The following is a 24,122-nucleotide window of genomic DNA, read 5'->3' on the forward strand; positions in this document are numbered from 1 at the left end:
GGAGGCATCACCGCCTCCGGCCATTTCATGCCGCGAAGACGTCAGGCGGCGCGCGTTCTGCCAAGTGGCGCCAGCGCTCTGCCATCGGCGGCGAACAGATGGCAGTGGGACGGATCGACCTGCATCGCGATGGGGCTGTGCAGCGGGGTGGTGTCGGTGCCTTCAGTCTGCACGACAAGCCTGGCCGTCTCGCCGATATCGGCATGCAGGATGGTCAGGCCGCCGAGCCGTTCGGCCAGCACCGCCTCGCCCTTGAACTGGCCGGCATCGGCGATGCGGATATGCTCCGGCCGGATACCAAGCAGCAGTTCGCTGTCCGGCGCGAGCGCGCCCGCCGCGGCCGGAACAACCAGGCTGGCCTCGCCCGGCAAGGCAACCACAACGCCGTTCCCATCGGCCGAGACAACCCGCACCGGCAGCATGTTCATCTTCGGCGAGCCGATGAAGCCGGCGACGAAGACATTGGCAGGGCGGTTATAGAGATCGAGCGGGGAGCCGACCTGCTCGATCGTGCCGCCATTGAGGACGACGATCTTGTCGGCCATGGTCATCGCCTCGGTCTGGTCGTGCGTGACATAGACGATGGTGGCGGCGAGCCGCTCGTGCAGTTGCATCAGTTCCAGCCGCATGTTGACGCGCAGTGCCGCATCAAGGTTCGACAGCGGCTCGTCGAACAGGAAGACTTTCGGTTGGCGCACGATGGCGCGGCCGATGGCGACGCGCTGGCGCTGGCCGCCGGACAGTTCCTTGGGCCGCCGGCCGAGCAGATGCGACAGTTGCAGCACGTCGGCGGCGGCCTTGACCTTGGCGTCTCGCTCGGCCACCGGCAGGCCGGCGATCTTCAGCGCGAAGCCCATGTTTTCGGCGACCGTCATATGCGGATAGAGCGCGTAGGACTGGAACACCATGGCAAGGCCGCGTTCGGAGGGATCGACCTCGTTGATGCGGGCGCCGTCGAGCATGAGCTCGCCCGCGGTGATCTTCTCCAGGCCCGCGATCATGCGCAGCAGCGTCGACTTCCCGCAGCCGGACGGGCCGACGAAGACGACGAACTCGCGGTCGCCGACATCGAGATCAACGCCCTTTATGACCTCGGCATTGCCATAGGACTTGCGCACGCCGCGCAGCTTGAGTTCAGCCATTGAAGTCCCTCCTCTTGTCCGGGTAGGTGCTTGGACCGACAGGCATGCGGGCCGCCAACGCACCCAAATCATCAAACAGCACAAGGCTGGCGGCGCCGACCAGCCCAGCATGGCGGCCGAGCTGCGCCTGGACCACCGGCACGTCGCGATAGGCGCGCATGGCGCGTTGCCGGATAGTCGCCTCGATGACCGGATGCATCAGGTCGAGGCCATTGCCGATGCCGCCGCCGACGACCAGCACGTCGGGCGAATAAAGATGCAGAAGATTGGTGAAGCCGACGCCCAGCCAGCGCGCTTCCTCCTCAAGCAGGGCCAAAGCGAGATCGTCCTGCAGCCGCGCCGCCTCGACCACGTGGCGCCCCGTAACCTCGGCGTTGCCCGAGAGGCGACGCAGCGTCGAGCCATCGAATGCCGACGTCGCGGCGTTGGCGCGGCGGCCAAGTGCCGTGCCCGAAGCGACGGCCTCGAAGCAGCCGACGACGCCGCACAGGCAGCGCTCGCCTTCATTGGTGATCGTCATATGGCCGATCTCCGCGGCAAGGCCGCGGCGGCCGTGCAGGATGCGCCCATCGGCGACGACACCGCCGCCGATGCCGGTCGAGACCGTGATGAAGACCAGCGAGCGTGCGCCATGGCCGGCGCCGAAGCGCCATTCGCCCAGTGCCGCCGCGTTGGCGTCGTTCTCCAGCCGCACCGGCAGGCCAAGCCGCCGCTCGAGGATGTCGGCCAGCGGAACGTCCTGCCAGCCGGCCAGCGTCGGCGGCCCGACGGCGATGCCGGCCAGCGGATCCAGCGGTCCAGGCGCGCCGACGCCGACGCCGACAATGGCAAGCCCCGGGGCCTCGGCATGGACGGTGGCCGCGAGCGCCTCGATCTGGCCGATCACCACCTCGGGGCCAGCCTGCGCCTGTGTCGGCACAGCGGCGAAGGCCAGGATCTTACCGTCACGGTCGACCAGCGCGGCACGAAGCTCGGTGCCGCCAAGATCGATCGCGAGGGCGGCTTCAGTGCTCATGCCGCGACCTTCAGCCCATGCAGCCAACCGATGCGGCCGCCCAGATCCTTGTCGCCAAAGGCAAGCGAACCAAGCACCACGGTCTCGGCGCCGGCGGCACGCAGCAGCGGCACGGTCTCGTGGCGGATGCCGCCATCGGCGGCAAGAACGACGGCAGCCTCGCGACCAGCTTCTCGCAGGATGGCGCGGGCAGCACCCAGCCTGTCGCAGGCGGTCTCCGACAGGCCCTGGCCCTTGACGCCGATCGCGGTGCCCAGAAGCGTGACAAAGGCGACCTCGGAGACGAAAGGCTTCACCGCCTCGACCGGCGTCTCCAGCCGCAGCACCACGCCGGCTTCGGCGCCGAGTTCACGGGCCAGTCGAACGGCGCGCAACCCCGCTTCGCCGTTTTCGGCATGAACACTGATCATGTCGGCGCCCGCCTCGATGAACTGGCGTGTCTGTGCCTCGACGATCGCCGCATCGACCATCAGATGGACGTGGATGGGCTTGGCCGTCAGGCCGGCAATGCGGGCGACGAGATCGGGGAAGAACAGGAAGGACGGGGCGAAGTGGCCGTCCGCTACATCGATGTGATGCAGATCGACATAGGGCTCGATGCGCTTCAAGTCGCTCTCGAAATTGGCGAGATTGGCCGACCAGAGCGAGAATTCGGCGATCAAGCGATCGCGCGGCAATGCGGCGATGGCGGCCGGGCCTGACAGAGGCTTTGAAGTCATGATTGGTCCTGATTGTTGAAATTTCTGTCGAGAAAGCCGCCGATGGCGGCGCGGATTTCGGCGAAATGGCGATCCTTGTCGGAGGCCTTTGGCGTGACCTCGGCGAAGACCGCATTGGGGATGGTCTCGGCAAGTTCGCGTGCGGTCACCAGGGGATGGACGAGGTCGATGCCGCTGCCGATGATGAGCGCGGGTATTGCGAAGCTGGCGGCTTGCGCCCGCGTCACGCAAGGCCCGTCATTGGCGATCGCCTGCATCACCTCGGCAAAGACATCAGCGTTTTCGCGCTGGAAGAAGCCGAGCAGCGAGGCGAGATTGTCCGGCGCCTCTGAGCGAAAGCGGGCTGATGTCGCGGAGGACGCGAAAGCGTCGCGGGCCTCAGCCAGTGGACGTCGGCGGATGAGGTCCGCAACTTCCGTGTAAGGGCACATGTTTTGCGGCGCCGCAGCGAAGGCCCAGGCGGGACGCACCAGCACCAGGCCAAGCACGCGGTCCGGGTGGTAGGCGGCAAGCCGCAACGCGATCGCTGCCCCCATCGAGATGCCACCGGCGATGAAGCAGTCAAGCCCGGCCGCATCGGCGGCGGCCAACACGTCATCGGCGAACATCGCGATCGAGAACGGACGCTTGCTGCCAGCACCGGAGCCGCCCTGCGCACGGCACTCGACGGTCAGCCGGCGGCGTGACGGGCTGTCAGGAAAATTCTGCGCCACCTGATTGGCATCGCCGCCGAGGCCATGCTGGAAGACGACGGGAAGCCTGCCCTGCTCCGTGTCGAAGACACGAAGGGCGGCATCGTCGCGACGCATGACCGTAGGCACGGCGCTCATCAGAGCAGTCCCCGCAGGAAGGCGGCGACATCAGGCGCCTCATCAGCGGACAGGCCGTGGGTGACGAGCGCACCGTCGAAACCCACTCCCTTCAGCCGCGCGACGAGATCGGAGAAATCGACAATGCCTTGCCCTGCCGTGGCGAAGCGGCCGTCGCCATGCCGGTCCTTGGCGTGCGCCATGGCGATGTGGCCGGCGGCCTCCTCGATCGCGTCCGCAACGATCGCACGCGCTTCGTCCGGCGTCGCGTGCTCGAACAGGTTCGCCGGATCGAGCACGATCTTGAGATGGCTGGAGCCCATGTCGGCGATCAGGCGCGTCGCATCGGTAGCGGAGGTGACAATGTTGGCCTGCTCGGGCTCGATGCCGAGATCGACGCCGGCTTCTTCCGCCAACGCCAGCGCCTTCGCCATCTCGGCAGCCATGTCGGACCAGGCGGCCGGTGTGGCATTGTCGGGATGATAAGCCCATTGATCGGCGGCATTGCGCGAGCCGGTGCAGAGCGTGACCAAGGGAATATCCAGGGCAGAAGCCGTCTCGATGACGACGGCAAGGCGCCGCAGGCCATCGTCGCGCACGGCCTTGTCGGGATGCGCCATATTGTAGGTGCCCGACAGCGCTGCGAGCGAAACGCCTGATGATTGCGCGGCAGCACGGATGGAAGCGATAGCATCCGCTGGTACCGCATCCGGCATCGACGGCAGGCCGGCGCAGGCGAGATTGAACTGCGTCGTCTCGTATCCGGCCTGCTTCACCGCAGCCAGCACAGCGGCCGGGTCGCTGCCCGTAAAAGTCTTGGCGAAGATGCCGAGGCGCATCAGACCGAACCCGAAACCGAGGTGAGCTCGACCCGCTCGCCGGATACAACCGAGCGCGCAATCGCCACCATGGCGCGGATCGAGGCGATGCCGTCCTCGACATTGGCGCCGCGCATCGGCGCGCCGTTCAGTACGGTATCGGCAAGACCTTCCAGCTGGCGGCGGAAGAAGTGGCCGTCGGCGCCGAGCGGTTTGCGCGAGGTCGCGTCCTTCTCATGAAAGATGTCGACCTCGCTGGCGCGGAAGTACCAGGGGTTGAATGTCTTGGCGATGACCGAACCGTTCTCGCCATAAAGCTGAAACCCTTCGTGCCAGTCCATGCGTACAGCCACCGTAAGATCGAGATGGCCGAGCGCGCCACTGGCGAATTCGGTTTCGACGAACCAGCAATAGGCGCCGAAGCGCTCGTTGAGGCGGGCGCGCACGGCGGTGATCTCACCGCACAGGAAGCGCGCGGTATCGACGAGATGCGAGCCGTGCGCCAGCATGAAGTACTGCCGCAAATCGGCCTTTGGATTGCCCGAAGGTTTCCTCGCCAGCTTGCTGGTGACGGGCAGCGGCTGAATGGCGTCGGTGTTGGTGTAGCGATGGGTGGAATCGCAATACCAGGCCTTCAGCGCCAGCACCTCGCCCATCTCGTCGCGGACGAAGTCGCGGGCCGCCTCCAGTGCCGGGTCGAAGCGCTTCATGTGACCGACCTGCAGCACCTTGCCGGAGCGTTTCACCGCTGCCGCGAGAGCCTCGCCTTCCTCGACAGAGGTGCCGATCGGCTTTTCGCACAGAACATGCTTGCCGGCGTCGAGCGCCTTGATCGACATCGGCACGTGATAGGCGTCAGACGTCGCCACGATCACCGCCTCCAGCTCGGGATCGGCGAGCATCGCGTCATAGTCGGCATACATCTTCCGCGGCTCGTAGGTGGCGCCCATGCGGGCCAGCAGGTCGGGCGCCGCGTCGCAGATGGCGTAGAGGTCGGCATTTCCGGCCTTCGCGCAGGACTGCAGATGCGCGAACTGCGCGATGGGGCCGCAGCCGAGCACACCGACTCTAAGGCGTCTGTCTTGTTTCTTGATCATCGTCTCGTTCTTCAGGCGCCGTAGCCGCGCATTGTCTGGCGATTGGTTTTCACCGCGCCGGCGGGATCGGCGGCGGCCGTTTCGGATTCCTCTTCCAGCACCAGCCAGCCGTTGAAACGCGGCGCGGTGTTCGCGATCTCGATGACCGCAGGCGCGTCGCAGACGCCTTTGCCCAGCATCGCCCAGGTACCGTTGGCGTCGACGTCCTTCAAATGGATATAGCGGATGCGGTCGCGATAGGTACGCAGTGTGTCGGCCATGTCCTTGTGGCCGCGCAATATGTGGCCGGTGTCCGGCACCCAGCCGACCAGGTCGGGGTCGAGCAGTGCAAAGATCCTGTCGTAATCGGCGCGGTCGAACAGCAGCGTGTTGTGGTGGGAGCTCGGATGCACCGCCACCTGGACGCCAGCCTTGCGGCCAAGCTCGCCGGCCTTGTTGTAAACCTCGGCGGCGATGGCGAACTTGTCGTCGCGCGGCCCTTCGGACACCACGGTTGCCGACCCCATCGACACCAGCGCGCCGGGAAAGGCGGAAGCGAAATCGATCCAGCGCTGCGCCGCCTCAAGGTCGGCGCCGATCTCCTCCTTGAGCGTGAAACCGCTCTTCGAACCGAAGGCGAAGGAGACGAGCGTCAGGCCGGACGACTTCAGCGCGGCGGCGAACTCCGACGGCCGGTCGGCGTAGCGGCCGATCATGGTGTCGGTGATCTCGATGCCGGCATAGCCGCCATCGGCGATCGCCTTCAAGAGATCGTCGGGGCCGCCGGTCCAGGCTTTTCCAAGCATTTCCCAGGTGAAGGTCTGGCAGCCGACCTTGAGCTTCGTCTGTGTCATGTCGTTCATTCCTTGACGCCGCCCTGGGTCAATCCCTCGATGATGTGGCGCTGGAAGAACAGCACCAGAAGGATCAAGGGCACCGTCACCACGGCGGAGGCCGCGGCGATGTCACCCCAGGGGACGTAATAGAGGTTGGTGAAGTTGGCGATGCCGACCGGGATCGTCTGCCGGTCGATGTTGGAGGTGAAGGCGAGCGCGAACAGGAATTCGTTCCACGCGGTGATGAAGGCAAGCAGGCCTGTCGTCACCAGGCTCGGCAGCGACATCGGCAGGATGATGCGCCAGAGCAGGCCAGGGACACTGACGCCATCCATGCGCGCCGCCTCGTCGATCTCGCGCGGCAGCGTCTCGAAATAGCCGAACAGCACCCAGGTGACGAGCGGCAGGCCGAGCGCCAGGTAGGTGATGATCAGCGCCGTGTAGGTATCGAGCAGGCCGAGATTGGTGGCGACGAGATAGAGCGGGCCGACCAGCGCGATCTGCGGGAACATCGACACCGACAGGATGACCATGAGGACGCCGAAGCGGCCCTTTATGTTGAGTCGCGAAAGCGCGAAGGCGGCAAGCGAGCCGACAAACAGGCACAGGAAGGTCGTTGCCAGCGAGACCACCAGCGAGTTCCAGACGTAGCGGTGAAGCTGCTTCTCGAAAAAGGCGTTGTAATAGTGCTCCAGCGTGAAGGGATGCGGGATCAGTGACGGCGATCCCGAGGTCAGCATCTTGTCGAGTTGGAACGACGTCGAGAACTGCCAGAGGAACGGCCCGCCCGACCAGACGAGGATCAGCACGGCGCCGGCATAGATGAGGAACGTCTGCAGCGGTGAGCGCGTATCGTTCATCCCGCCCTCCTGATCTGGCGGACGAGATAGACGACGAAGACCAGCGCGATGAGGCCCTCGGTGATGAACATCGCTGTCGACACGGCCGAGCCGTAGCCGAACTGCAGCGTCGAGAAGAGTACCTTGTAGGACAGCGTCGATAGCGTTTCGGTGGAATCGGCGGGGCCGCCGCCGGTCAGCACATAGACGAGGTCGAAAACGCGGAAGGCATCGAGCGCGCGGAACAGGCCGGCGATCAGCAAGGTCGGCATCAGGAGCGGCAAGCGGATATGCCAGAAGGTGATCCAGCCCTTGGCGCCGTCCATGCGCGCTGCCTCGATCAACGAATTGGGCACCGTCTGCAAGCCGGTCAGAAGCAGCAGCGCCATGAACGGCGTCGTCTTCCAGACATCGGCGATGATGATGGTGATCATCGCCGTGTCGGGTGAGCCATACCAATTGATGTTCTGGTCGATCAGCCCGGCATGCAGGAGGATGTAGTTGACGATGCCGTTCTGACCGTCGAACAGCCAGCCGAACATCTTTGAGGTGACTACGGTAGGCATCGCCCAGGGCACCAGCATGGCCGCGCGGACGAGCCCTCGCCCCTTGAAGGCTTCGCACAGGATCAGCGCCATGCCGAGCCCGATCACCGTCTCCAGCACCGTCGAGGCGGCAGTGAACCACATTGTGTGCCACCAGGCGTTCCAGAACTGCGGGTCGCCCCACAGCTGCACATAGTTGGAAAAGCCGATGAAATCCTGATCCTGCGTGATCAGCGAGGTGTTGGTGAGCGAAAGATAGAGCCCGTTGACGATCGGGTAGAAGGAGACCGACGCCAGCGACACGAAGGCCGGCGTCAGCAGGATGAGGGCCCAGAAGGCGCTGGGGAGCGCTCTGCCAAGCCGCCGCGGCCGGCCAGCGCCTGGAATGGTGGCGGCCGCGGTCATGGTCAGGCGACGATCTTGTTGATCTGGTCGGCGAGCGCGTCCATTTCGGCCTGGACCTTGCCGGAAACCAGCGCCTTGGAGATGCCGGACTGCAAGGCGAGCGTCACCTTGGCGTATTGCGGCGTGATCGGCCGCGCCGTGGCGCCGGTGAACACTTTCTCCAGGCTCGCCATGAAGGGCTGTTCCTTCTTGATCTGCTCGTCCTGGAATAGCGCCGGCCGGGTCGGTGCCAGACCGAAATTCAGCGCGATGCGGTGCTGGGTCTCGGTCGACGACAGCCAGGTGAGCAGCTCGATCGCGGCCTCGCGCTGCTTGGAGTTGGCATTGACGCCAAGCTGGTAACCGCCGAGGCAGGCCGAGCTCTTGCCGCCGGGGAACGACGGCAGCGGTGCCACGCCAACCTTGTCGACGACCTGCGAAGCCTTGGCGTCCTGCGCGATCGGGTAGACATAGGACCAGTTGCGCATGAACATCGCCTTGCCCGAGGTAAAGGGCTGGCGCGACGGCTCCTCGTCCCAGGACAGCACGTCCTGCGGGCTGATCTTGGTGGTTGCGATGGTGTCGTGCAGGAACTGGATCGCCTCGACCGCACCCTTCTGGTTGATCAGCGACGACTTGCCGTCGGGCGCCAGGATCGCACCATTGTTGGAGGTGATGATCTCGACGGCGTCGCAGACCAGGACCTCGGCCTGCTTGCCCTGCCAGAGATAGCCGAAGTCGACATCACCGGCCTTTTGCGCCGCAGCGGCGATGGTGGCCATGTCGGCCCAGTTTTCCGGCACCTTGCCGCCGTGCTTTTCCAGCACATCCTTGCGGTAATAGAACATGCCCGAATCCATGAACCAGGGAAGGGCCGTGAGCTTGCCGCCATAGGTACAGGCGTTGAGGGTTCCGGTGAAGTAGGCGCTGCGCTTGTCGGCCGGGAAATACTCATCCAATGGCAGCGCCCATCCGGCGGCGGCAAAGCCGGCGATCCAGATCACGTCCTGGCTGAAGACATCGGGCGTGCCGTTGCGGCGGGCGAGCTGCTGCACCAGACCCTGGTAGACTTCGGTCGAAGAGCTCGGCGGCGGCAGCTCGATGTTCTTGACCAGGATGCGGTCCTGCGATTCGTTGAAGGCCTTGATCAGGTCGCCGAAGGTCTCCTTGCCGAAGAAGGCCGCGCTGGCGAAGCTGATTTCGGCGCGCGACTGGGCACGGGCGCGGCCAATGCCGAGGGACGTCCCCGCCCCGAATGCGGCCGCGCCGAGCAGGCCGGCGGAACCGATGAGAAACTGGCGACGATCGGCGATCGTCACATGACCCACAGGCTTAGGTGCGGCGGTCGGCCGTTTTTTCATATCTGTCATTTTCTCTCCTCCTAGGGCTGGCAGCCTCCCGATGTCGCGCCAGCATTTCCGCATGGTCTATAAAAATTTTACGCGCGTCAATATTTAAAATGTTGTATAGCGCTTTTCGAAGGCGATCCATTGTCAGGGCAGTGGATTCGACAAAGCATGACCATGTTGGGAGGACCGATCGAAAATGCAGGCAGAATCAAAGGCAAAGCTCGCAATCGGCGTTATCGGATGCGGCAACATCTCGATGACCTACCTGCGCAATGCCGCCCTTTTCGGCGGAATCGAGTTGCGGGCCTGCGCCGATATCTCCGCCGATATGGCGGCGTTGCGGGCGAAGGAATATGGCATCGAGGCGCTTGGCGTCGATGCGCTGCTGGCCGACCCCGAGATCGATCTTGTGCTTAACCTGACCATTCCCGCCGCGCATTTCGACATTTCGTTTTCGGCTCTTTCAGCGGGAAAACACGTCTTCACCGAAAAGCCGCTGGCGACTTCGGCCAGCGACGGGCGGCGGCTGGTGGCGGAAGCGGCCAAGCGGGGCGTCCTGCTCGGCTCGGCGCCTGATACGTTCCTCGGCGCCGCCGGCCGCCGGGCACGGCGCCTGATGGATGAGGGCGCCATCGGCCGCCCGGTCTCCGGCACCGCCTTCATGATGGGGCGCGGCATGGAGCATTGGCATCCCAACCCGCAATTCTACTACCAGCCGGGCGGCGGCCCGGTGTTCGACATGGGGCCCTATTATCTGACCATGCTGGTCAATCTGCTTGGCCCCGTCGCGCGCGTCATGGCGATGGCGACGCGCGGCCAGGAGGAACGCCTGATCACTGCCGAAGGGCCGTTCAAGAACACCACCTTCAAGGTCGGCACGCCGACCAACGTTTTGTCGCTGCTTGAATTCCGCTCCGGCGCCACTGTCACCTTCGGCGCTTCATGGGACGTCTTCAAGCATTCCAATCATCCGATCGAACTGCATGGCACGGAAGGCTCGCTGCGCCTGCCCGATCCCGACACGTTCGGCGGCACCGTCTCGCTGTCCGAGCGCGGCGCGGAGTGGAAGGATTTCGCCAGCGAAAGCGAACTCTACGGCGCCCGCAACTGGCCCTATGCAGCACCTGACCGCGCCAACTACCGCATGCTCGGCGTCGCCGATCTGGTGCGCTCGCTGAAGACCGGGGCAACGCCTCGCGCCTCCGGCAATCTGGCGCTGCATGTGCTGGAGATCATGGAAGCGATCCTGCATTCCGGCGAAACCAAAAGCTCGGTCGCCATTGCCGCTGACGTCGTCCAGCCGGCGCTGCTGACCGAGGACGAGGCAAGCAGCCTGCTCGCCTAGAGTCGGATGATTTCAGGTCGAATCGACCCGAAATCATCTCGGCTTTGAATCAGAGAGATAGAGCATGATGTCGTCCGAAAACCGCTTCACACTTTTCGGCATCATGCTCTAGGCACGGCCATGATGGAGATGGCGATGACGCTCGATCCTGATGCCTTGCGCGCCCTCGAAATCGGCCGTGCGGCCGGCGGCGAGCCGTTCGAGAACGGCAGCGTGACGGCGGCACGTGCCGCCTACAGCGCTTCCTTCCCGACGCAGCAGGGCGAGCACGAACCGGTCGCGGCAACCTCGCAGCGGCAGATCGACGGGCCGAATGGCCCGGTCACTATCCGTGTCCATCGCGGCATCGGCGCATCGCGAACCCGGGCACGTGCCGTACTCTATCTGCATGGCGGTGGCTGGGTCATCGGCAATCTCTGCTCGCATGACGAGATCTGCCGCTGGCTGGCCAATCTGGCTAACGCCGTCATCGTCTGCCCCGATTATCGGCTGGCGCCGGAGCACAAGTTTCCCGCCGGGCTCGAGGATTGCACGGCAGCGCTCCGCTTCATGGCGGAAAACGCCGGAGAGCTCGGCATCGACTCGGCGCGCATCGCCGTTGCAGGCGACAGCGCCGGCGGCAACCTTGCCGCCGTTCTGGCGTTGCTCGCCCGGGACAGGCTGGCGCCGCCGCTTGCCGCCCAGATCCTGATCTATCCCAACACCGATGCGCGCCAGACGGCGGATAGCTACCGGCGCTTCGGCGACGGCTTCGGGCTCACGGCCGCCACCATGGCCTGGTTTCGCGACCACTATGTGCGAACGCCGGACGACATCACGGACTGGCGCGTCTCGCCGCTGCTTGCATCAAGCTTGGCTGGCGCCGCACCAGCGTTTGTCATGGTCGCCGGCCACGACATCCTTGCAGACGAAGGGACGGCTTATGCCGAACGCCTGCGCGTCGAAGGGGTGCCGCTGGTCCTGCGGCACTGGCCAGGTCAGATCCACGGCTTCGTCTCGATGGGGCGCCACATTCTGGCGGCGCGGCAAGCGGTGAGCGAGGCGGCGGCCTGGCTGCAGTTGCGGACGCGCGCTCAGGCCGATTGACGCATCACCAGCGTCGCGCCGAGCTTGACGTTGCGCGCCATCTCCTGCCCGGAGGAATCCGCCTCGTCCAGCAAGGCCAGCAGCATCTCGACGCTGCGGCCGGCCATGGCGGCAAAATCCTGCGCCATGGTGGTCAGCGCCGGACAGGTGTAGCGGCTCAGTGGATGATCGTCATGGGCGGCGACACGGAAATCGCAATCGGCCCTACGGCCGATCTTCAGCCCGCGCGAAAAAGCGGCAGACATGACGCCAAAGGCGAGACGGTCGTTCGCGCACAACAGTGTGCGGGCCGGCAGGCCGCCCTTCTCGAGTGTCCTCTCCATCCATTCATGGCCGATGCGCTCGAAATCCCAGCTGTAGTCGCCGGCCGCCTTGAGAACGACGGGTTCCAGGCCGGCGGACTGCATCGTTTCAATATAGCTCCGCAGCCGTTCGCCCGAATTATGGTTGACGTGCGGAATGTCGACATAGACCGGCGGCTCGCCCGACCGGCAGAGATAGTCGACGATGGTCGACGTGCTCTGATGGTTGTCATTGCCGACGAAAGGCGTGTCGCCCTCGATGTAGGTGTCGAAATAGACGATCGGAATGTCCTCGCTCATCCGCTCGAAGACGCCGGGTTCGGAGACCAACCCCAGCGGAGCGACGATGGCGCCGGCAACCTTCAGCGACATCAGTGTCTTGACCGATTCCGCTTCCAGTTTCGGTGAACCGTGCGAGGAGATGACGATCGGCCAGAAACCCTCGTCGCGGCAGCGCAGTTCGATGCGGCTGACCATTTCGGCATAGAATGGATCGGTGAGCGCCGGCACGACAATGCCGACATTGCGGGTGCGCTTGCGGTTGAGATTACGCGCGAAAACATTCGGCTGATAATCCGATGAACGCAGTGCGGCCTCGATGCGCGCCCGGGTCGCCGGTTTCACGCTCGCTGGATCGTCGAAATATTTCGACAGGGTCGGCCGTGATACGCCGGACGCCCTGGCGAAATCATCCATCGTGCGGTGGGTCTTCTCCGCCATCGATATTTCCAGCCCCTTTGCCCCGCGCCCGCCGAAAACTTTCCGGTCGGGCCAGAATCAGTCCTGCGACCGTTGCCGGCAGGCAGCATTGCTTGACCGAATTTGTTCAGTCAAATTTTCGCGTTTCCAGTACAATGCAAAAGCATTGCGCACGTCAAATTATTTATTGACGCTCTGAAAACGGCAACCTAGGCTTTGGACCTGTACGGATGTGGAGAAGGCGCTCGGCAACCGGCCGCGGGGCAGTCTGGTGAATGGTGAGAACATGAAGAAACTGGTTTGCGCCGGCGAGATCCTGGTCGAGATCATGGCCGAGCGGATCGGCCAGAGTTTCCTTGCCCCCGGCCCGCTGGTCGGCCCGTTTCCCTCCGGCGCGCCGGCGATCTTCATCGACCAGGCGGCGCGGCTTGGCCAGCCGGCGGGCCTGATCGCAGCCGTCGGCGATGACGATTTCGGCCATTTGAACATCGAGCGCCTGCGCGCCGACGGGGCCGACATCTCAGCCATCAAGGTCCACCGGGGCGCCGCCACGGGTACCGCTTTTGTGACCTATGAGACCGATGGCAGCCGGCACTTCGTCTACAACATCAAGCACAGTGCGGCCGGCCTGATCGAGATCGGGGCCGAGGCGCGCGCGCTGCTGGCCGGCGCCGACCATTTTCACGTCATGGGCACCTCACTGTTCTCGCCCGAGGTGATCGAGGTGGCGCGCAACGGGATCGAAGCGGTCAAGGCGCGCGGCGGCACCGTTTCCTTCGACCCCAACATCCGCAAGGAGATGCTCGATCTGCCGGGCCTGCGCGACGCGCTGCATTTCGTGCTGTCGAAGACCGATGTCTTCCTGCCGAGTGGTCCGGAACTGTTCATCTTCGCCAAGGCGACCGACGAGGAGAGCGCGGCGCGTGAAATGCTGGATCGCGGTATCTCCACCGTGGTCGTCAAGAAAGGCGCGCAAGGCGCCGTTCATTACGACAAGACCGGACGGACCGCGGCGCCGGGCTTCATCGTCGACGAAATCGACCCGACCGGTGCCGGCGACTGTTTTGCAGCGGCCTTCGTCTCCTTCTGGCTGCGTGGAGAAGCACCCGAGAAGGCGCTGCGCATCGCCAATGGCTGCGGCGCGCTGGCGGTGACGAAGAAGGGACCGATGGAGGGCATCGCCTCGCTTGCCGCCGTCGAAGCCTTCCTTGCGACCGCCAAGGCCGGAGCGCCTGTATGAGCCGTGCTACGGACAGGCTGGCGGCCATAGCGGCGCGCCGAGCGGCGGGCGAACGCTGCGGCATCACCTCGATCTGCTCGGCTCATCCGCTGGTGATCGAAGCGGCGCTGCGCCACGGCAAGGCGCGCGACGCCGATGTGCTGATCGAGGCCACCTGCAACCAGGTGAACCACGAGGGTGGTTATACCGGCATGACGCCAGGGGATTTCCGCCGCTTCGTCGAGACGATCGCCGGCAAGGTCGGCTTTTCCCTCGACAGGCTGGTGCTCGGCGGCGACCATCTCGGCCCCAATCCGTGGAAACACCTGCCGGCGCCAGAAGCCATGGCGAAAGCCGCGCGCATGGTCGACGCCTATGCCATGGCCGGTTTCACCAAGATCCACCTCGACGCCAGCATGGGCTGTGCCGGCGAAGGTGCCGCACCTCCCGATGCGACGATCGCAGCGCGCGCCGCCGAACTGGCGGAAGTGGCCGAGGCCGCGACCGAACGCACCGGCGGCACCAAGCCGATCTATGTCATCGGCACCGAAGTGCCGGTGCCGGGCGGCGCGCTGGAAGCAATGGACCATCTGGCGGTGACGACGCCGGAGGCCGCGCGTGAAACCGTGCGCATCCACCGCGATGCCTTCAGCCGGCGCGGCCTCGACCAGGCCTTTTCGCGGGCGCTCGGTGTCGTCGTGCAGCCGGGCGTCGAATTCGGCAATGCCGAGGTGATCACTTATGAACCGGAACGCGCCCGTGCACTGGCCGGCACGTTGCGGGACCTGCCGCAATTCGTCTTCGAGGCGCATTCGACCGACTACCAGCCGGTCTCGGCGCTGACCGCGCTGGTCGATGACGGCTTCGCCATCCTCAAGGTCGGGCCGTGGCTGACCTTCGCGCTGCGCGAAGCGCTCTACGGCTTGAGCCATATCGCCGAGATTCTGGTTCCCGACCGGGCGCGCGAAACCCTGCCGGCGGCGATGGAGCGCGTCATGCTGGCGGCGCCAGGCAATTGGAAGAATTACTATCACGGCTCCGAGGCCGAGCAGCGGATCGAACGCCATTTCTCCTACAGCGACCGCATCCGCTACTACTGGCCGGCACCGGCAGCCCGGCAGGCTGTGGATGCGCTTATGCAGGCGCTCGGCGACCGCGACATCCCCCTACCCCTCATCAGCCAATATCTCGCCCGTCTCGACGGCGCGGCGGCGATCCGATCCGTGGCGCCAAAAGCCGGAGAACTGCTGATCGCCAGCGTGACGGACGTTCTCGACATATACGCCAGCGCAACCGGCTGACCACAGCTCTATCTCTTTGTTTTTGCCGCAATTCCGGACGGAAAACCGCTCACGCCTTTCCTGGAATTGCTCTAAGGCAGCAGGACCAGCGCGCCCGTCGTGCGGCGCGATTCCAGATCGCGGTGCGCATCGGCGGCATTCGCGAGATCGTAGCGCGTCGGCGCCTCGACCCTGACCACACCCTGGCGAAGCGCCTGGAAGAAGCTGGCGACGTGCGGCGCGAGTTTTTCCGGCGTGTCGGTGAAATGGCCATAGTTGGGTCGCGAAATGGTCAGCGACTTCGACGCGAAGCGGCCAATATCCCAATTGCCGATCGGCCCGGAAGCCTGGCCGAAGCTGACGAGATGGCCGCGCACGGCAAGGGCGGCGAGCGAGCCGGCGAAGGTGTCGTTGCCGACCGCGTCATAAGCGACATCGGCGCCCCTGCCCGATGTCAGCCGCATGACGGCATCGGCGAAATTCTCGCGGGAATAAACGATGACATGGTGCGCGCCGAGACGTTCGACGGTGCGGGCCTTGTCATCGCTCGACACGGTGGCAATCACCGTCGCTCCGAGATGACGCGCCCATTGCACCAGCAACTGGCCGATGCCGCCGGCCGCCGCATGGATGAGGACGATTTCGCCCGGCTTCACGGCATGAACATCGTGCAACAGGAAGCTCGCGCTGACGCCCTTGAGCAGGCCGGCGGCGGCGATTTCATCCGTGATGTCGTCCGAAAGATGAACCAGCAGTTCAGGCGCCATGTTGCGCTGCTCGCTGTAGGCGCCGACCGGCGGACAAGCATAGGCGACGCGGTCGCCGGCCGAAAAGCCGGACACCGCCGAGCCGACTGCCTCGATCATGCCGGCCGCTTCCATGCCGGGCACGCCGGGCGGCTTCAAAAGGTCGAAAAACCCGGTGCGACAATAGACGTCGATGAAATTGACGCCGATCACGGTGTGACGGATCCGCACTTCGTTCGACGCCAGCGGCGGCAGTTCGATGTCCCTGAGCCGCAACTCCTCCGGTCCGCCATAGCGCTCGACAACGATCGCACGGGTCGTCGCGGTCTGGCCAGGCGCGATCCTTGGCGCCGCCTGCGGCATGTCGATGGACGGGGTCGGCGCAACAATTGCCTGGGGCGGTCTCGTCTCGACTGGCGAGCCCACGCTCCGGCGCTTCAGAAGATTGCGCACCGCCGCGAAGCCGGCCTGATAGATGCCTTCCGTGACCAGCCTGACCAGTTCGTCGCGGCGATGCGCCGGCGGCTGGAATTCAGAGCGCCATTCCCAGAAGGTCGCATTGCCATCGGTCACCGGCTTCAGCCGGATCGAGGCGACATAGCCCATCAAAGGCAGCGGTGCTTCGAGCAGGCAATAGCTCAGCCGGCGGTCCTTGTCGGACAGTGCCAGCAATTGTTCGCGCAGTTCGCCACCGTCATTCAGCCGGAAGTGGCGCACGGCGCCAACCGCATCGACCGGCTCGCCGCCCTCGATCTCGCTGAAGGCGATGGCAGGATGCCAGCGGTCATGGCCGTTGAAATCGCGCAGGATCGCCCAGACCTCGTCAACCGGTGCCTCGATGATCGTGCTCTGGCAAACCTTGACCATCGGCCGGCGTCAGCGCCCGAACCGGTGTTTCAGCGCGCTCAGGGCGGTCTGGAAGACGCCATTGCCGATCTGATGCATCAGGGCCGCCTCGCGATCGGGCGCGCAGTCGAACTCCGCCTGCCACTCGGCGAGCGTCAGATTACCGTCGGTGATCGGCGTCAGCGACAGGGTGGCGACATAGTTCTCCACCGCCATCGGGCTTTCGAGGATCGCGTAGCTGCACGACAGGTCGTAGTCGGACAGCGCCAGCAGCCTTTCGCGGATGCGGCCGCCGTCCTTGAGCGTGAAACTCCTGATGCAGCCGATCTGGTCGGCCTGCGCGTTCTGCTCGATGCGGCTCTCGGCGACGAACGGCGCCCAGCTTGGCAATGCGTTGAAGTTACGCACGAGCTTCCAGACTTCCGCGGCCGGAGCCGGAATGACCGAAGAGACGTAGACTTTGGTCATTCTAGGCAACCATCGATATCTGCAGCCGCACGATCATCCCGTCAGTGATCGCGGTCGTCATCGTCGTCCTTGGCGGCCTTGCCCTTGCCCTTCTTGTCACGGGTCAGGCTGGAAATATCCTTGGCGTCGCGCAGCACGTCGGTCATGCGGCCGAGCGAGCCGCCCTCGATGCCGATCTCCTTCATCAGATTGTCGATCATGGGCGCCTGCACCCGGTAGCGCAGCGCGGAGTCGATGACCTCGTCGGTGACGTTGCGGTTGCCGCCCGTACCGCCGTTGATGCCGTCGACATGCAGGATCTTGATGCCGTCGATCTTCTCCATCGGCTTGACGCTTTCGCGGATGATGCCTTCCATGTGGTCGAGCAGTTTGCCGCGCAGTCGGCCGGCGCGCGCTGCCTCGGAAAGGATGTTCTCGGCCTCGTTGAGCTGGCGATGGCCTGATGCGTCGACCTCATAGCGCTGGGCCGCGGCAAGGGCGTGGATCTTCTCCGCTTCCGCCGAAGCGACCGCGGCGATCTTCTGCGCTTCCGCCAGGCTTTTCGCCGCCTTCATCTCGGCATCCGCGGCGGAAGTGATGCGCAGCGCCTCGCGCTCTGCCTCGCGCTGCGCGCCGATCAGGTCGGTCAGCTTGCGGCGCTCGGCGATCTCGCGTTCGCGGGCGGTGAAGGCCTGTTCCTCGGCCTGGACGGCCTTGGCGCGTACCGCTTCGGAAGCCGCGATCGCCGAGGACCGTTCCTGCGTCTTCTTCGCGATGTCGATCGCCTTCTGGATCTCCGCGATCTCGATCTTCTGGTCGCGATCGACGCCCAGTTGGCGGATATCGCGATCCTTGATCAGCCGCGCTTCCTCGATGCCGCGCTCGGTGGTGATGCGGGCGCGCTCGACCTCTTCACTGGCCGAAATCTCGGCCTCCTCGAACGCCTGGCGCTTGGCGATCTGCAGTGCTTCCAGATGCCGCTCGCGTTCGATGCGGATCTCGTCCACCACCCGTTCCTGCGCGATCCGTGCCGTCTCGGTGGCCTGGTTCTCGACGATCTCGGCGCGGCGTTTTTCCGCCTCGGCCCTGGTGACTTCCAGCGCCTTTTCGGCAAGCGCGATCTGGCGTTCCAGTTCAGCGACTTCGAGCAGTTTCTTGCGCTCGATCTCGAGCTTGCTTTGCGCGCCCTCACGCTCGATGCGGGCCTTCTCCAGCGACAGTTCGAGCGCGATCTGCTCGCGCTCGGTCAATTCGCGCATCTTCATCTCGGTCTCGTCGAGCGAACGGCGGCGCGCGATCTCGAGGCGTTGCGTGTCTTCCTCGCTCTTGATGCGCTCCTCGGTGATGTTGCGCTCCTGGTTGAGCCGCGATTTTTCGACGGCCTCGCGCGACGAGAGCTGTGCCTGTTCGGATTCCTGGTCACGCAACGCACGCTCAATGGCCAATTCAGACCGCTGTGCGGCGCGACGGATTTCGACCTCGCGCTCCTGTTCGAGGCGCGCATATTCGGTGTCGCGGTCGATCTCCAGCACCTTGCGCTGTGTGTCAAGGTTCTGGTTGCGGATGTCGACCAGCGTGCGCTGTTCGATCTCGTTGCGCATGCGGCGGCGGGTCTCGATCGATTCCGTCAGCTGCGTCAGACCCTCGGCGTCGAAGGCGTTGGAGGGATCGAAATATTCGAGGCTGGTCTGGTCGAGGTCGACGATGGCGACGCTCTCCAACTCGAGCCCGTTGGCCGCGAGCGACTCCTCGGCCAGCCTGCGCACCTTGGCGGCATAGTCGCCGCGCAACTCATGCATCTCTTCCAGCGTCATCTGCGCGGCGACGGTGCGCAGCGCACCGGCGAACTTGCCTTCCAGCAATTCGCGCAGGCTGTCGGGCTGCAGGGTGCGGCGGCCAAGCGTCTGCGCGGCAGCGGCCACCAGTTCGCGGCTGGCGCCAACGCGCACGAAGAACTCGGCGATCAGGTCGACGCGCATGCGGTTGCGGGTGATCAGCGCCAGCGCATCCTCGCGGCGCACCTCGATGCGCAGCACGTTCATGTTGACCGGAGTGATCTCGTGCAGGACCGGGATGACGAAGGCACCACCATTCACCACCACCTTCTCGCCCATGAAGCCGGTGCGCACGAACGCCGTCTCCTTGGTCGAGCGCCGATAGAGCCAGCGCAAGATGTAGACGGCGATCACCACGACGACCGCGGCAATGATCAGCCACAACAGGAAAGCGCCAAAAGTCTGCGCGTCCATGATCTATCCTCCCCAAGACAATGCGGTCGGCACGGGGCGACCGGCGATATTTTCAAACATCCACCCGCATGGTGGCGAAGTCCAATTCTTCATGCCCGCCTCTGCAGCTTCGGCGTGACCGCGTGGAACGCGGCGATCGCCGCGTCGACGAAAGGCGTGTCGTTGATGTTGGCCCGCACCCGCTCGACATGGCGCAAGGGCGTGCGGCGCACCGTCTTCTCTATCGCCTCGAACAAAGCGTTGTCGGCTTCCGGGTCATGAAAGGGCTGACCGGGCGCGTCGAGCATCGAGACGCCGCCCTCCGGCAGCAGGAAGCGCACCGGACCGTTCATGGCGTTGAGCCGCGTGCCGATCCATTCACCGAAGGCGCGGTTCTCGTCGCGCGTGGTACGCATCAGCGTGACGTTGGGATTGTGGATGACGAATTTGCGGCTGCGGAATTTCTCCGGCACGCTGTCGCGCGGGCCGAAATTGACCATGTCGAGCGCGCCGGCCGAGCCGACATAAGGCAGCCCGGTGCGGATCGCAGCGCCGAAGCGATCCTCCGTCGCCGGGAACACGCCGCCGACGATCATGTCGGCCACTTCCGTGGTGGTAAGGTCGAGGAAGGCCGACAGCAGCCGGGAATCGCCGAGATTTTCCATCGCCCGGCCGCCAATGCCGGTGGCATGGAAGACAAGGCAGTCATAGTCGGCTTCGAGACGTTTCGTGACAGCTTGCACCAAAGGTGTGGTGACACCGAACATGGTGATGCCGACGGCCGGCCGCGCCAGCTTGCGTCTTGCTTCCCACGCCTCGGCATTGGGCAGTTGCGCGACCATGCCTGCCATGGCGTGCGCGGCGTTGGACAACACCTGTTCGGTGATCGAGTTCAGCCCCTGAACATCGGCGACCGAATGGAACATCATGATGTCGGCGCCGCCGACATATTTGGCGACATCGCCGGCCGCCACAGTCGAGACCATCAGCTTGGGGATGCCGACCGGCAGCACGCGCATGCCTGCCGTCGCCAGCGTGGTGCCGCCGGAACCGCCCGCCGAGATGACGCCGCCGATGCGCGGCTCACGCTCGATCCAGCGTGCGAAAGCTTCCGCCATGGCACTGACCGAGCCGCCGCGATCATTGGTGAAGACGGCGGAGGATCCACGCGCGTGCATGCCGGCCACCTGCATGGCGGGCACATCGGCGCTGGTCGGCTTTCCCGATGTCGACAGGTCGACGGTGCGCACGGGCAAACCAAGCGACTTCAGCCGGTCGGCAACGAAGCGCAATTCCTTGCCCTTGGTGTCGAAGGTGCCGACGACCAGCACGGTCCTGCCGATGCGTTCGGCGAAGGGGATGGCGAAGACCTTCTTCAGGTCGTCCTGCGGTGCCGTCTTGTCGACCGCGGCTTGTCGCAATTCGGTGACCGGCACGTTCCAGCGATTGGGCAGTTCGGTGACCGGTCGATAGACGCCGCTCTGCGGCATCGGTTCGGTCGAGGCTGCGCCAGCCCTGTCGACGCGATAGACTTCCGCCAGCTGTTCCCGGGCCTGCGCGGCTTCCGCCGGCGTGACCGATGCCTCCTCGGCATGGCGGCCGACGCCGAGCAGCCGCTGCTGCAACTCACGGTCGGCGGCGAGCGCCTTGGCATCCATCAGCCGGTTGATGCGGCCATTGACCATGATGGCGACCTGGTTCGATACCGTGGTCGCCACGCCGATATTCTGCTCGATGACCAGCACCGCCATCTCGCCTTCGGCGGCGAGGTCAACCAGCATGCGCTCGACCTGGTCGACGATGACCGGCGCCAGGCCTTCGGTCGGCTCGTCCATGACCAGCAGTTTGGGATCGCTGAGCAGCGCACGCGAAATCGCCAGCATCTGCTGTTCGCCGCCCGACAGCTGCGAGCCGCCATTGGTGCGGCGCTCGGCGAGCCGCGGAAAGGTCTGGTAGACGCGCTCGACCGTCCAGCTGGCATCGCGCCTGTTGCCGGCGGCCAGACGCAGATGCTCGTCGACGGTCAGGCTCGGCCAGACACGGCGCCCCTGCGGGACATAGCCGACGCCGAGACGGTGGATTTCGTGCGGCTCAAGAGAGGTGATCTCCCGGCCGTCGACGCGGATCGAACCGGACTTCGCCCGTTTCAGCCCAACGATGGTGTTGCAGAGCGTCGACTTGCCCATGCCGTTGCGGCCGACCACCGACAGCACGCCGCTTTCCAGCGTCAGCGAAACACCTTGCAGCGCATGGCTTTCACCATAGAAGACCTGCAGGTCGTCGATGCGCAGCATTGCCTTGGCGATCTTTCCGGGACGCTCAGCCATGCTTGCCCCCGAGATAGATCTCCTGGACTTCCGGGTCGGCTTCGATCTCCTGCGGCGTGCCTTCCTTGAACAGGCGGCCATTGTGCATCATCGACACATATTCCGAGACGCGCAGCGCGACATCGAGATCATGCTCGATGATGATGTAGCCGATATGCTTCGGCAGCGCGTTGAGGATGGCGACGAGGTCGCGACGCTCGGTCGGCGACAGGCCGGCCGCCGGCTCGTCGAACAGGATGAAGCGCGGCGCGCCCGCCAGCGCCAGCGCGATCTCCAACTGCCGCTGCTGGCCATGGCTCAGCGTCGCCACCAGCGTGTCGCGAAAGGCTTCGAGGTGCACGGCGTTGAGGATCGATTCCGCCTGCACCATGTTGACGTCGGTCGTTGCCGGACGCAGCAGCGAAAACCGCCGACGCGAGACGCCGCGACAGGCGAGAAAGATGGAATCGAGGACCGACAGACCCTTGAACAGTTGCGAAATCTGATAGGTGCGGCGCAGTCCGCGCCGGATGCGTTCATGCGGCGGCAGGTCGGTGATGTCCTCGCCGAAGAAACGGATGCGCCCCGCCGTCGGCAGGAAATCGCCGGTGACGGCGTTGAACAGGGTTGTCTTGCCGGCGCCGTTGGAGCCGAGGACCGCGCGCCGTTCGCCGGCCGCGATCCTCATATTGATGCCCGAGAGTGCCACCAGCGCCCCGAAATGCCGCGCCACGCCATCAAGCTCCAGCGCATAGGCGCCGGTGCTCTGGAGACGGTTTGCTGCGAAGCTTTCGGTCACTGGCGGCTGCACTTAAGCGAGGGGTTACGGGCAGCTCGGATTGTCGCGGTTGACCGCGCCGAGCTTCATGAACTCGTCTTCGGGAATGCCGAGCGTCTGGTTGACCTGCGGCACGACCTTGACCAGCTTGTTGAGGAGATTGCCGTCGGCGCCTTCGGTGACCTCGGTCAGGAAAATGTCGGCGATGGCGTTGCGGTTCTTGTCGAGCGACACCTTGCCCGTCGGCGTGTCGAAGGACAGCTTCGACAGCGCGTCGCGCAACTTCTTGCCGCCATCGGAGACATCGCCGCCGACCTGGTCGAGACCAAGCAGCGTCGCCTTCATGTCGACATAGTAGCCATGGGCGAAGAGCGAGGGTGACGGAAACGCGCCCGGCTGCTTCTTGTAGGCCTCGACGAAGGCCTTCCAGGCAGGCGCGTCGTTGGTGTCGGCGGTCGGGCCAGCGGATGGCGTGCCCTTCAGCACGTCCTTCAGCTTGCCTTTCGACGTCAGCACGGTCTGGTCGACAGTGATCGAGCCGCCGATCAGCGGCGCGGTGCCGCCGCCCTGCTGGTACTGGGTCAGGAAGTTGACCGCATCGGCGCCGCCGAGCGCGACATAGATTGCGTCGACATCCTCAGGAATGGCGGCGATGACCGAGGAAAAGTCCTTGTTGCCGATCGGCACCCAGGATTTCGACGGCACATGGCCGCCGGCCTTGCAGAACTCGGCCATGAAGCCGAACACCTGCGTGTAGGGGAAGGAATAATCCTCTGCGACGGTGGCGACCTTCTTGTAGCCCTTGTCCTTGAAGGCATAGGTGCCGAGGCCGGCCATCCACTGCGCGCCATCGGTCGAGAAACGGAAGAAGTTCTCAGCCGGATCGCGCAACGTGGTGTCCTGCGCGGCCGATGTGCCGTTGATGAAGGTCACGTTCGGTTGCGTCTTGGCGTAATCCTTGACGGCGATGCCTTCGTCGCCCGAAAGCGGACCGACCAGCACCTTGACGCCGTCCTGCTCGACCAGCTTGCGCGCCGCGCGCACGGCGCTGTCGGGCGAAGCATCGGACGAACCCTTGACGATCTCGATCTTCTTGCCGGCGACGGTGCCGTTCATCTCGGCAACGGCGGTCATGGCGCCGCGCTCGCCGTCCTCGCCGAGCACCGTGAACGGGCCCTCGAAGGTGGCGAGCAGGCCGATCTTGATGGTGTCGTCGGCAGCCAGTGCCATCGAAGGCGCCGTCAGCCCGGTGAATACCGCCAGCGCCAGCAATGTCCGTCTATGCATTCTCATCATTTTCCTCCCTTT

21 protein-coding genes are annotated in these 24,122 nt (G+C 64.9%); 4 read left to right on the forward strand and 17 right to left on the reverse strand.

Features of this window, described 5'->3' with window-relative positions; translation table 11 throughout:
• Nucleotides 1-41: 41 nt before the first annotated feature.
• From AC07UC_RS28300 to AC07UC_RS28345, 10 genes are read right to left on the reverse strand one after another with little or no spacing between them, the layout of a single operon-like run.
• A complete protein-coding gene (locus AC07UC_RS28300; RefSeq protein ID WP_202323482.1) occupies nucleotides 42-1,142 on the reverse strand; it encodes an ABC transporter ATP-binding protein in 1,101 nt (366 codons plus the stop codon).
• On the reverse strand, nucleotides 1,135-2,157 hold the full coding sequence (locus AC07UC_RS28305) for an ROK family protein (protein ID WP_494908132.1): 1,023 nt from the start codon (nucleotides 2,155-2,157) through the stop codon (nucleotides 1,135-1,137). The genes AC07UC_RS28300 and AC07UC_RS28305 overlap by 8 nt, the downstream gene beginning before the upstream one ends.
• Nucleotides 2,154-2,876 (reverse strand): ribulose-phosphate 3-epimerase, encoded by a 723-nt coding sequence (locus AC07UC_RS28310; RefSeq protein ID WP_140769257.1) that lies wholly within the window; start codon nucleotides 2,874-2,876, stop codon nucleotides 2,154-2,156. The genes AC07UC_RS28305 and AC07UC_RS28310 overlap by 4 nt, the downstream gene beginning before the upstream one ends.
• On the reverse strand, nucleotides 2,873-3,706 hold the full coding sequence (locus AC07UC_RS28315; protein WP_494908133.1) for an alpha/beta fold hydrolase: 834 nt from the start codon (nucleotides 3,704-3,706) through the stop codon (nucleotides 2,873-2,875). The genes AC07UC_RS28310 and AC07UC_RS28315 overlap by 4 nt, the downstream gene beginning before the upstream one ends.
• On the reverse strand, nucleotides 3,706-4,524 hold the full coding sequence (locus tag AC07UC_RS28320; protein ID WP_494908134.1) for a sugar phosphate isomerase/epimerase family protein: 819 nt from the start codon (nucleotides 4,522-4,524) through the stop codon (nucleotides 3,706-3,708). Before AC07UC_RS28320 ends, AC07UC_RS28315 begins: the two co-directional genes overlap by 1 nt.
• Nucleotides 4,524-5,600: a Gfo/Idh/MocA family protein gene (locus AC07UC_RS28325; RefSeq protein ID WP_494908135.1), complete on the reverse strand. Its 1,077-nt coding sequence runs from the start codon at nucleotides 5,598-5,600 to the stop codon at nucleotides 4,524-4,526. Before AC07UC_RS28325 ends, AC07UC_RS28320 begins: the two co-directional genes overlap by 1 nt.
• Before the next feature lie 11 nt (nucleotides 5,601-5,611).
• On the reverse strand, nucleotides 5,612-6,433 hold the full coding sequence (locus AC07UC_RS28330) for a sugar phosphate isomerase/epimerase family protein (protein ID WP_494908136.1): 822 nt from the start codon (nucleotides 6,431-6,433) through the stop codon (nucleotides 5,612-5,614).
• Nucleotides 6,434-6,438: 5 nt separating this feature from the next.
• On the reverse strand, nucleotides 6,439-7,275 hold the full coding sequence (locus AC07UC_RS28335) for a carbohydrate ABC transporter permease (protein ID WP_140769266.1): 837 nt from the start codon (nucleotides 7,273-7,275) through the stop codon (nucleotides 6,439-6,441).
• Nucleotides 7,272-8,204, reverse strand: a complete 933-nt coding sequence (locus AC07UC_RS28340) for a carbohydrate ABC transporter permease (RefSeq protein WP_140769268.1) — start codon at nucleotides 8,202-8,204, stop codon at nucleotides 7,272-7,274. Before AC07UC_RS28340 ends, AC07UC_RS28335 begins: the two co-directional genes overlap by 4 nt.
• A 2-nt stretch (nucleotides 8,205-8,206) precedes the next feature.
• Nucleotides 8,207-9,553 carry an ABC transporter substrate-binding protein gene (locus tag AC07UC_RS28345; RefSeq protein WP_140769269.1) on the reverse strand — a complete coding sequence of 449 codons (1,347 nt, stop codon included), beginning with the start codon at nucleotides 9,551-9,553 and terminating at the stop codon, nucleotides 8,207-8,209.
• A gap of 175 nt (nucleotides 9,554-9,728) precedes the next feature.
• Here AC07UC_RS28345 and AC07UC_RS28350 point away from each other — a divergent pair, with 175 nt between their 5' ends.
• Both AC07UC_RS28350 and AC07UC_RS28355 read left to right on the forward strand, forming a co-directional pair.
• Nucleotides 9,729-10,877: a Gfo/Idh/MocA family protein gene (locus AC07UC_RS28350; protein ID WP_494908137.1), complete on the forward strand. Its 1,149-nt coding sequence runs from the start codon at nucleotides 9,729-9,731 to the stop codon at nucleotides 10,875-10,877.
• A gap of 135 nt (nucleotides 10,878-11,012) precedes the next feature.
• Nucleotides 11,013-11,963: an alpha/beta hydrolase gene (locus AC07UC_RS28355; protein ID WP_494908138.1), complete on the forward strand. Its 951-nt coding sequence runs from the start codon at nucleotides 11,013-11,015 to the stop codon at nucleotides 11,961-11,963.
• On the opposite strand, the gene AC07UC_RS28360 is transcribed toward AC07UC_RS28355, so the two are convergent.
• Nucleotides 11,951-12,985: a LacI family DNA-binding transcriptional regulator gene (locus tag AC07UC_RS28360; RefSeq protein ID WP_202323492.1), complete on the reverse strand. Its 1,035-nt coding sequence runs from the start codon at nucleotides 12,983-12,985 to the stop codon at nucleotides 11,951-11,953. The two genes, AC07UC_RS28355 and AC07UC_RS28360, sit on opposite strands and share 13 nt — an antisense overlap.
• A gap of 265 nt (nucleotides 12,986-13,250) precedes the next feature.
• Between AC07UC_RS28360 and AC07UC_RS28365 the strand changes: the two genes are divergently transcribed.
• Both AC07UC_RS28365 and AC07UC_RS28370 read left to right on the forward strand, forming a co-directional pair.
• Nucleotides 13,251-14,204, forward strand: a complete 954-nt coding sequence (locus AC07UC_RS28365) for a sugar kinase (RefSeq protein WP_494908139.1) — start codon at nucleotides 13,251-13,253, stop codon at nucleotides 14,202-14,204.
• Complete coding sequence (locus tag AC07UC_RS28370; protein WP_494908140.1) at nucleotides 14,201-15,484, forward strand: D-tagatose-bisphosphate aldolase, class II, non-catalytic subunit; 1,284 nt, start codon at nucleotides 14,201-14,203, stop codon at nucleotides 15,482-15,484. Before AC07UC_RS28365 ends, AC07UC_RS28370 begins: the two co-directional genes overlap by 4 nt.
• A 71-nt stretch (nucleotides 15,485-15,555) precedes the next feature.
• On the opposite strand, the gene AC07UC_RS28375 is transcribed toward AC07UC_RS28370, so the two are convergent.
• The 6 genes from AC07UC_RS28375 to AC07UC_RS28400 all read right to left on the reverse strand — a co-directional run bounded on the left by AC07UC_RS28375 (nucleotide 15,556) and on the right by AC07UC_RS28400 (nucleotide 24,107).
• Nucleotides 15,556-17,076: a zinc-binding dehydrogenase gene (locus tag AC07UC_RS28375; RefSeq protein ID WP_494908141.1), complete on the reverse strand. Its 1,521-nt coding sequence runs from the start codon at nucleotides 17,074-17,076 to the stop codon at nucleotides 15,556-15,558.
• A 9-nt stretch (nucleotides 17,077-17,085) separates the two neighbouring features.
• A complete protein-coding gene (locus tag AC07UC_RS28380) occupies nucleotides 17,086-17,523 on the reverse strand; it encodes an SRPBCC family protein (RefSeq protein WP_494908142.1) in 438 nt (145 codons plus the stop codon).
• 41 nt (nucleotides 17,524-17,564) lie between these two features.
• Nucleotides 17,565-19,751, reverse strand: a complete 2,187-nt coding sequence (locus AC07UC_RS28385) for a flotillin domain-containing protein (protein WP_494908143.1) — start codon at nucleotides 19,749-19,751, stop codon at nucleotides 17,565-17,567.
• Nucleotides 19,752-19,840: 89 nt separating this feature from the next.
• On the reverse strand, nucleotides 19,841-22,057 hold the full coding sequence (locus AC07UC_RS28390) for an ABC transporter permease (protein WP_494908144.1): 2,217 nt from the start codon (nucleotides 22,055-22,057) through the stop codon (nucleotides 19,841-19,843).
• A complete protein-coding gene (locus AC07UC_RS28395) occupies nucleotides 22,050-22,835 on the reverse strand; it encodes an ABC transporter ATP-binding protein (RefSeq protein WP_494908145.1) in 786 nt (261 codons plus the stop codon). Before AC07UC_RS28395 ends, AC07UC_RS28390 begins: the two co-directional genes overlap by 8 nt.
• A 24-nt stretch (nucleotides 22,836-22,859) precedes the next feature.
• Entirely contained in the window at nucleotides 22,860-24,107 is a 1,248-nt protein-coding gene (locus AC07UC_RS28400; protein WP_140769287.1) for an ABC transporter substrate-binding protein, read from the reverse strand.
• Nucleotides 24,108-24,122: the final 15 nt, after the last annotated feature.

This window comes from Mesorhizobium sp. GW821-FHT04C10, assembly GCF_059420305.1.